The organism is Amaricoccus sp. (assembly GCF_036846665.1).
Taxonomy (GTDB): Bacteria; Pseudomonadota; Alphaproteobacteria; order Rhodobacterales; family Rhodobacteraceae; genus Amaricoccus.
Genome location: NZ_DAIUBO010000173.1, coordinates 1 through 8,459, shown reverse-complemented (window position 1 = coordinate 8,459; position 8,459 = coordinate 1). Strand labels below are relative to the sequence as shown.

Sequence of the window (8,459 nt, the reverse complement as noted above, 5' to 3'; positions counted from 1 at the left end):
CCTACGTCGAATGGGCCAGCGCGGCGAGCCAGGACGTGGTGGTGGACTGGACGGGGCTCGCCGGCGAGGCGGATGCGCGCGCTTTCGGCGCGGCGCTGGTGGCGGCGCCGCGGCGGGCCTTTGGCTCGAACGCGATCGGCGCGGCGCTGGTCAGGGGCCTCGCGCTGATCGAGGGCAACGGCTTCGAGGGCGGCCGCCGGGTGATCGACCTCTCCGCGGATTCGGCGTGGAACGGCAGCGGGCCGAGCATCGCGGCGGCGCGCGACGTGGTGCTGGGCGCGGATGTGGTGATCAACGGGCTGGCGATCCTCTGCCGCGGCAATTGCTCGGGGCGGCCGCGGGCCGGCAATCTCGAGGCCGAATTCGCCGGGCAGCTGATCGGCGGGCCGGGCGCCTTCGTGGTCACCGCCGAGGACGGGCCGTCCTTCGCCCGCGCGGTGCGGCGCAAGCTGATCCTGGAGATCGCGGACGCGGCGCCTGAGGATGGCGTCGCGGGTGTGGAGCGACCGTGAGCGATCGGAGGCCCTGCCGACCGACGGTCTGATCGCGTCACTATGCGTCGCGAGGATTTGACTGCCGCCCGTGCTTCCGAGACGTGGCAGGACGCCGGAGGAGGGCCGGAGATCAGTCGCCCATCGCGAGGCCCTCGCGGCGCTTGTCGGCGGCGCCGGTGAGCGTGCCGTCCCCGATCAGGATCGCGTGAAGCCCGGAATTCAGGTTGGCGGCCTCGGCCGCATGGCCGAAGGTCGCGAGCCGCGCGATGGTCGCTTCGGCGCCGGGGCCTTCCTCGACCTCGGTGGTGTCGGAGTTCCGGTTGACCACATGCGGCCGGTCGATCGCCTCCTGGGGGTCGAGGCCGAGATCGAGGATGCCGATCAGGCTCTGGGCCACGTATTCGATGATGCGCGAGCCGCCGGGCGAGCCGATCAGCAGGCGCGGCTCGCCGTTCTCGAGCACGATGGTCGGCGCCATGGAGGAGCGGGGACGCTTGCCGCCCTCGACCCGGTTGGCGACGGGCTTGCCGTCGGCCTCGGGCTCGAAGGAGAAGTCGGTCAGCTCGTTGTTGAGCAGGAAGCCGTCGACCATCACCCGGCTGCCGAAGCCGGTCTCGATGGTGGTGGTGGCCGAGACCATGTCGCCGTAGCGGTCGACGATCACGAAATGCGACGTGCCGAATTCCGGCTGGTCTGCCGAGGGGCCATAGAGCCGCGTCTCCTCCCAGGGCGGCTCGCCGGGCGCGGCGGTGCCCATGGCGGCGCCGGGGTCGATGAGCGCGGCGCGGCTCTCGAGATAGGCGGGGTCGAGCAGGCCCGCGGGCATCTTCACGAAATCGCTGTCGGCCATGTAGAGGCCGCGGTCGGCGTAGGCGAGTTTCGACGCCTCGATGAAGAGATGGTCGATGTCGGTGTTGGCGCCGGGCCGACCCAGATCCCAGTGCGACAGGATGCCGAGGATCTGTCCGACGGTCAGCGCGCCGGAGCTGGGCGGGCCCATGCCGCAGACCTCGTAGGCCCGGTAGTCCAGGCAGACCGGCGCGCGCTCCCTGACCTGGTAGCCGGCAAGATCGGCGAGCGTCAGCTCGCCCGGGTTCGTCTCGGTGCGGACCGCGGCGACGATGTCGCGCGCGATCGACCCGGTGTAGAAGGGCGCCGTCCCTTCCGCCGCCAGCAGGCGGAGCGTGCGGGCATAGGCGGGATTGCGCAGCAGGCTGCCTTCGGCCTTCGGGCTGCCGTCGTCGTCGAAGAAGTAGGCCTTGACCGCCGGGAAGGCGTCGAGCCGCTGTTCCTGCCCCTCGACGATGGCGTCGGCCATGCGTTGCGAGATCTCGAAGCCTGCCTCGGCGGTGTCGATGGCGGGCGCGAGCAGGTCGGCCCAGGGGACGCGGCCGTAGCGGGCATGGATCTCCTCCATCAGCTTCGGCGTGCCGGGCACACCGACGGAGCGACCGCCGACGACGCCGTCCCAGAATCCCACGGCGGTTCCGTCGGGCGCGAGCCAGTAGCCGGGTTCGGCGGTGGCTGGCGCGGTCTCGCGGCCGTCGAAGGTCGTCAATTCGCCCAAGGCGGCGTTCCAGTAGAGCAGGAAGGCGCCGCCGCCGAGACCGGAGCTCTGCGGCTCGACGAGCCCGAGCATCATCTGCACCGCAACCGCGGCGTCGGCGGCCGATCCCCCTGCCGCGAGCACCTCGTAGCCTGCCTGGGTCGCCAGCGGATGGGCGGTCGCGACCATGAAGTCCTCGGCGGTCACCGAGGCGCGCTCGGCCAGCGCCGTCGTGGTCTCGGGCTGCGCCTCTTGCGCTTGGCCGGGGGATGCGAGGAATGCGAGGACGACGGCCAGGGCCGTCAGCGGCGGTCGGGTCATGGGGAGCCTCCACTCTGCCAGTCGCGGCGAGACTAGGTCTTTTCGCAGCGCGCGCAATCGCTCAGATGCCGACCGGCACCACGTCCACCGATTGCTCGCTGGTCTGGCTGCCGGCGGTGCGCAGCACGCCCCTGACCGGCGAGACGTCGCCGTAGTCGCGACCGCGGGCGATGACCACATGGTCGGCGGCGACGAAGACGGCGTTGGTGGGATCGAACTCGACCCAGCCGGCCTCCCAGCCGCACCAGGCCCGCACCCAGGCATGCATGGCGTCCGCGCCCTCGAGGCGCGGCTCCCCGGGGGGCGGCTCGGTACGCAGGAAGCCCGAGACATAGGCCGCCGGAACGCCGATGCCGCGCAGGCAGGCGATCATGATCTGGGCGAAGTCCTGGCAGACGCCGTGCCGCCGCGCGAAGGCTTCGGCCGGCGTCGTCTCCACATTGGTCGCCTGGGGGTCGTAGGCGAGATCGGCGTGAAGGCCGAGGCCGACCGCCCGGATCACCTCGCGCACCGTCATGCCGGGCGCGGCCCGTTCGGCGGCATAGGCCGCCATCTCGCGCGAGGCGGGGATGCGCGGGCTCGGGCCGACGAAGTGATGCGGCGCCTCGGGATCGAGGCCGCGATAGCCGGCGATCTCGTCGGCGAGCCGGTAGAGCCCGGGCGAGATGTCGAAGACCGAGGCCTGGGCCAGTCGCTCGATCCGTGCCGCGACCCGGAAGGCGATCTCGTCATGGGCCTCGCGAAAGGCGATCTCGACCGCGGCATTGCCGAAGAAATCCAGCACGTCGCGGCGCTCGAAAGGCGTGGGGGCGATGGCGAGGCTGCCGCTCAGCCGACGCTGCTGCCCCGGCAGGTCGGCGGGCATCAGGCGCAGGAGGTGGCGACCGGCCACGGCGGCACGTTGGTAGCGATAGCCGATGGTCAGGCCGATGTCGTAGATCATGGGCTCACCGGAAATAGGTCTCCGAGAGCAGGTCGGAAAGCCCCTCGACCTCGGCCTGGAGCGCGCGCAGCGCCATGTCGTCGAGCCGGTCCGGGGTCTGGATCGCGAGTCCGGTGTGGAGCTGGAGCACGGCGCGGGTCAGCTCCGTCAGCGGCCCGAGCGGATCGACTCCGGGCAGGAAGGCCGCATGATCGCGCAATTCCGAGAGCTGGTAGAGGATGGCGCGCGGGTTCATCGCATCGAGCGCGAGCAGGTCGACGACCGTCTCGCGGCTGGTGGTGACGGAGTAGCGGCGGCGGTGGGACATCACGCTGTCGCCGATCTCCACGGCGAGATCGAGCGCGCCCTCCGGCGCTTCCGGGTCGGCGAGCACCGCCAGCGCGCCGGCCACCGCGATCGAGCGCTCCAGCGCGCGGCCGATCGAGAGGAAGCGCCAGCCGGTGAAGCGGTACATGTTCTCGTGCACGAGGCCCGAGAAGCCGGTGATCCGGCGCAGGAGCGCCCCCATGGCCCGCGCCGTCTCGTCGCCGGGCGCGATGCCCCGCCCGAGATCCGTGGCCTCCGCCGCGAGATCGTTGAGCACGGTCCAGCCGTCGGTGGAGAAGCGGTCGCGCACGTGGCTCGCGCTGGTCACGGCGAAGCGGAGCGCATCGGTCAGCGCCCCCGGCGGGGCCTCGGCGATGTCGATGCCGATCCCGGCGAGATGCGCGCGGAAATGCTCCAGGAGCGGCGATCCGGGGTCGGCGGTCTCGGCGAGCCGGGCGTGCCAGGCGCGGGTGAAGCGCATGACGCCCTCGGCGCGCTCGACGTAGCGGCCGAGCCAGAAGAGGTTGTCGCCCGCCCGGCTCGGCAGGGCGCCCGGCTTGATGCGGGCGAAGGAGGTGGCGGGCCCCGGCAGCATGGAGACCGGCTCGACCGGGGTCTCGCTGACCACCCAGACATCCGCCGCCTCGCCGCCGCGCTGCATGGCGATGGCCTCGGGCTCGGCGCTGCGGCCGATGCGCGCAAAGCCGCCGGGCATCACCTGCCAGCCGCGGGGGGTGCGGGCGACAAAGACCCGCAGGCTCATGGGGCGCGGCACCAGGCGGCCGTCGACGAAGGCCGGGGTGGTCGAAAGCGTCACCGCCTCCTGGCCCACAAGATCGGCGCCCTCGGCCTCGAGCCAGGCGTCGAGGGCGGGCAGGGCGGGGTCGCGGATCTGGCCGCCGAGCATGGTGGTGGCATCCGCCTCGAAGGGCAGTTGCGTCGAGTGCGCGGGGCCGATCATCATCCGCTCGCGGTTCTTGATCACATGCGCGCGCTCGGCCTGCTGGCCGCACCACCAGGTGGCGATATTGGGCAGCGCCAGCGGCTCGCCGAGCAGCTCCTGGGCGATGCGCGGCATGAAGGCGAGCAGGGCGCGTGTCTCCAGCACCCCCGAGCCGAGCGCGTTGACGAGGGTGACGCTGCCCTGGCGCAGCGCGCCCACGAGGCCGGGCGTGCCGATGCGCGAGGCCTCGTCGAGTTCCAGCGGATCGGCGAAGGCGGCGTCGAGCCGCCGCCAGAGCACGCTGACCGGGCGGCTACCCTCGACGGTGCGCATCATCACCCGGCCGGCTTCGACCCCGAGATCCTCGCCTTCGAGCAGGGTGAAGCCGAGGTAGCGCGCGATATAGGCATGCTCGAAATAGGTGTCGTTGAGCGGGCCGGGCGTGAGGATGCCGATCTCGTCATGGGGATCGGCCGAGAGCCCCTGCAGCGCGTCGCGGAAGGCGCGGAAGAAGCCCGCGAGCCGGTGGACATGCTCCTCGGCGAAGAGATCGGCATAGACCCGCGCCGTGGCCACGCGGTTCTCCAGCGCGAAGCCCGCACCCGAGGGCGCCTGGGTGCGGTCGCCGAGCACCCACCAGGTGCCGTCCGGGCCGCGGCCGATCTCGAAGGCGAGGAAATGCAGGTAATGGCCGTCGCGGGGCGCCACCCCCACGAGCGGGCGCAGCCATTCGCGGCTGCGCGCGATGAGGCTCGCGGGAAGATGCCCGCCGGCGACCAGGCGGTTCGGCCCGTAGAGATCGGCCGCCAGCGCCTCCAGCAGGTCGGCGCGCTGGCGCAGGCCGTCGGAGATGCGCCTGAGCTCCTCCTCCGCCAGCAGCATCGGAACATGGGCGAGCGGCCAGGCGCGCTCGACGCTGGACCCCTCGCCGTACTGGCGGAAGAAGACGCCGGCGTCGCGCAGATACTGGTCGCCGCGCGCGAAGCGGCGGGCACGCTCCTCGGGCCCCAGCCCGGCGAAATGCTGTATGAAGCCGCGCCAGGCCGGGCGGATCCTTCCCTCGGGGTCGAGCAGTTCGTCCGCGACGCCGGGCGGCGGGCGGTAGCCCTCGAGCAGCCGCGCCACCTGGTCCTCGGCATGGGTGTCGCGGGCCGCCAAGCTCAGATCCCCGGGGCCCGACGCAGATCCAGCGTCATCGGGAAGGCGGGATGGGCGGATTCGGGCGGCGGGCTCCAGGCGCCGGGGCTGTGGCCGTGGGGCTCGAAGCGGGCGAGGCGGCGGGCCTCGGCCTCGTTGCCGTTGACCGGGAAGGTGTCGTAGCTGCGCCCGCCGGGATGGGCGACGTGATAGGTGCAGCCCCCCATGGCGCGCCCGGTCCAGGTGTCGAAGATGTCGAAGGTCAGCGGCGCATGCACCGGGATCACCGGGTGCAGCGCCATGGCCGGCTTCCAGGCCTTGTAGCGCACCGCGGCGACCGAGACGCCGTTGCTGCCCGTCGCCTGCAGCGGCATGCGGCGGCGGTTGCAGGCGACGGTGTAGCGCTCCGGGTCGGCGGCGGTGAGCCGGACCTGGAGGCGCTCGACCGAGCTGTCGGTATAGCGCACCGTGCCGCCGATGGCGCCGGTCTCGCCCAGCACGTGCCAGGGTTCCAGCGCCTGGCGCAATTCCAGATGCGCGCCGTCGACCTCCACCTCGCCGCAGAAGGGGAAGCGGAACTCGGCCTGGGCCTCGAACCATTCCGCGCGCATGTCGAAGCCGTGGCGCGCGAGGTCGCGCAGCACCTCGAGGAAATCCTCCCAGACGAAATGCGGCAGCATGAAGCGGTCGTGCAGCGTGGTGCCCCAGCGGGTGAGGTCGCCGGCGAGCGGGCTCGTCCAGAGCCGGGCGATGGTGGCGCGGATCAGCAGTTGCTGGGCGAGGCTCATGCGCGGGTCGGGAGGCATCTCGAAGCCGCGGAACTCCACCAGCCCGAGGCGGCCGGTGGGGCCGTCGGGGGAATAGAGCTTGTCGATGCAGATCTCGGCGCGGTGGGTGTTGCCGGTCACGTCGACGAGCAGGTTGCGCAGGAGCCGGTCCACGAGCCAGGGCGCGGGCGGCTCGCCGGCGCGCGGTGGCGGGATCTGCGCGAGCGCGATTTCGAGTTCGTAGAGCCCGTCGTGGCGCGCCTCGTCGATGCGCGGCGCCTGCGACGTCGGCCCGATGAAGAGGCCGGAGAAGAGATAGGAGAGCGAGGGGTGGCGCTGCCAGTGCAGGATCAGCGAGCGCAGCAGGTCGGGACGGCGCAGGAAGGGCGAATCGAGCGTGGTTCCGCCGCCGACGACCACGTGGTTGCCGCCGCCGGTGCCGGTGTGCTTGCCGTCGATCATGAACTTGTCGGCGCCGAGGCGGCATTGGCGTGCCTCCTCGTAGACGCCGGTGGTGATGGCGACGCAATCCTCCCAGGAGGTCGCCGGATGCACGTTGACCTCGAGCACCCCGGGGTCGGGGGCGACGCGGATCACGTTGAGCCGCGGGTCGGTGGGCGGTCCGTAGCCCTCGATATGCACCGGCAGGCCCATCGCTTTCGCGGCGGCCTCGGCGGCGGCGACGAGTTCGAGGTAATCCTCGACCCGCTCCACCGGCGGCATGAAGACGCAGAGCCTTCCGTCGCGGGGCTCGACGGAGAGCGCGGTGCGCACGGCGCCCGAGAGGTCGCCGAGCTCCTGCTCGATGCGGTCCTGCTGCACGGTGTCGTCGGCCGTCGCATGGGCGATGCGCTGGACATGCAGGCCCGGGCCTTCGACCGGGTCGGGCAGCGGGCCGCGCGGCTCGGTCGGGTCGGCGATGTTGGTGTAGGGGAATTGCGAAGGCGGGACATAAGGCAGCTTGCCGAGCGGCAGGCGGTAGCCGACCGGGCTGTCGCCGGGCACCAGGAAGAGATGCCCGCGGCGCAGCTTCCAGCGCTCGGAACGCCAGCGATGGCCGCTCGCCTTGGCCTGCCAGCGCTGGATCGGCAGCACGTAGCCCGAGGGCTCGGTCAGGCCGCGCTCGAAGACGCGGGCGATGCGGTGACGTTCCTCGGGGTCGGCGAGCCTGGAGTTCTCCGGGGTGACGTTCTCGGGGAGGTTGCCCTCCTTGACGATCCATTCCGCCGGATCCTCGAAAGCCGCGGTCACCATCTCCGGCTCGACGCCGAGCTCGGTCGCCATGGACCTGAGCAGCGTCTCGGCCTCGCCCGGTCCGGCCTCGGTCGCGGCGGCCTCCTCGGCGATCAGGTCGGGGTCGGACCAGATCGGCTTGCCGTCGCGGCGCCAGTAGAGCGAGAAGGTCCAGCGCGGCAGGGTCTCGCCGGGATACCACTTGCCCTGGCCGTAATGCAGGAAGCCGCCCGGCGCGAAGCGGTCGCGCAGCCGGCGGATCAGCTTGTCGGCGAGGCCGCGCTTCATCGGGCCGACGGCGGCGGTGTTCCACTCGTCGCTCTCGAAATCGTCGATGGAGACGAAGGTCGGCTCGCCGCCCATGGTCAGCCGCACGTCGCCCTCCTCGAGCGCGGCGTCGACCTTGCGGCCGAGCGCGTCGAGCGCCTCCCAGGCTTCCTCGGAGAAGGGCCTGGTGATGCGGGGATGCTCGGCGACACGGGCGACCTTCATGTCGAAGGCGAAGTCGACCTCGGCGTAGCTTGCCACGCCCGAGATCGGCGCGGCGTTGCGGTAATGCGGCGTGGCGGCGAGCGGGATGTGGCTCTCGCCGGTCAGGAGACCCGAGGTCGGGTCGAGGCCGATCCAGCCGGCGCCGGGCAGGTAGACCTCGGCCCAGGCATGCAGGTCGGTGAAGTCGTGATCGGTGCCCGGCGGGCCGTCGAGCGAGACGAGGTCGGGCTTGAGCTGGATCAGGTAGCCCGAGACGAAGCGGGCCGCGAGGCCGAGG

Annotated in this window: 5 protein-coding genes; 1 reads left to right on the top strand and 4 read right to left on the bottom strand. The window is 72.0% G+C overall.

Going from position 1 to position 8,459, the window contains the following annotated elements:
- The coding region (locus tag V7050_RS15200) for a DUF1194 domain-containing protein (RefSeq protein ID WP_324410760.1) at window positions 1-512 on the top strand (512 nt) is incomplete at its 5' end.
- 112 nt (window positions 513-624) lie between these two features.
- Here V7050_RS15200 and ggt read toward each other — a convergent pair.
- The 4 genes from ggt to V7050_RS15180 form a co-directional block, all read right to left on the bottom strand.
- Window positions 625-2,361, bottom strand: a complete 1,737-nt coding sequence (gene ggt, locus V7050_RS15195; protein ID WP_324365180.1) for a gamma-glutamyltransferase — start codon at window positions 2,359-2,361, stop codon at window positions 625-627.
- Between the two features lie 61 nt (window positions 2,362-2,422).
- Window positions 2,423-3,304 carry a transglutaminase family protein gene (locus V7050_RS15190; RefSeq protein ID WP_324365179.1) on the bottom strand — a complete coding sequence of 294 codons (882 nt, stop codon included), beginning with the start codon at window positions 3,302-3,304 and terminating at the stop codon, window positions 2,423-2,425.
- A gap of 4 nt (window positions 3,305-3,308) precedes the next feature.
- The gene (locus V7050_RS15185) at window positions 3,309-5,711 is read right to left on the bottom strand and encodes a circularly permuted type 2 ATP-grasp protein (RefSeq protein ID WP_324365178.1); all 2,403 of its coding nucleotides are present in this window, start codon (window positions 5,709-5,711) and stop codon (window positions 3,309-3,311) included.
- 2 nt (window positions 5,712-5,713) lie between these two features.
- The coding region (locus V7050_RS15180; RefSeq protein WP_324410758.1) for a transglutaminase family protein at window positions 5,714-8,459 on the bottom strand (2,746 nt) is incomplete at its 5' end.

What these genes read in the sequence shown, in the direction of transcription:
- ggt (WP_324365180.1), bottom strand. Translation starts at nt 2,361, where the DNA reads ATGACCCGACCGCCGCTGACGGCCCTGGCCGTCGTCCTCGCATTCCTC.
- V7050_RS15190 (WP_324365179.1), bottom strand. Translation starts at nt 3,304, where the DNA reads ATGATCTACGACATCGGCCTGACCATCGGCTATCGCTACCAACGTGCC.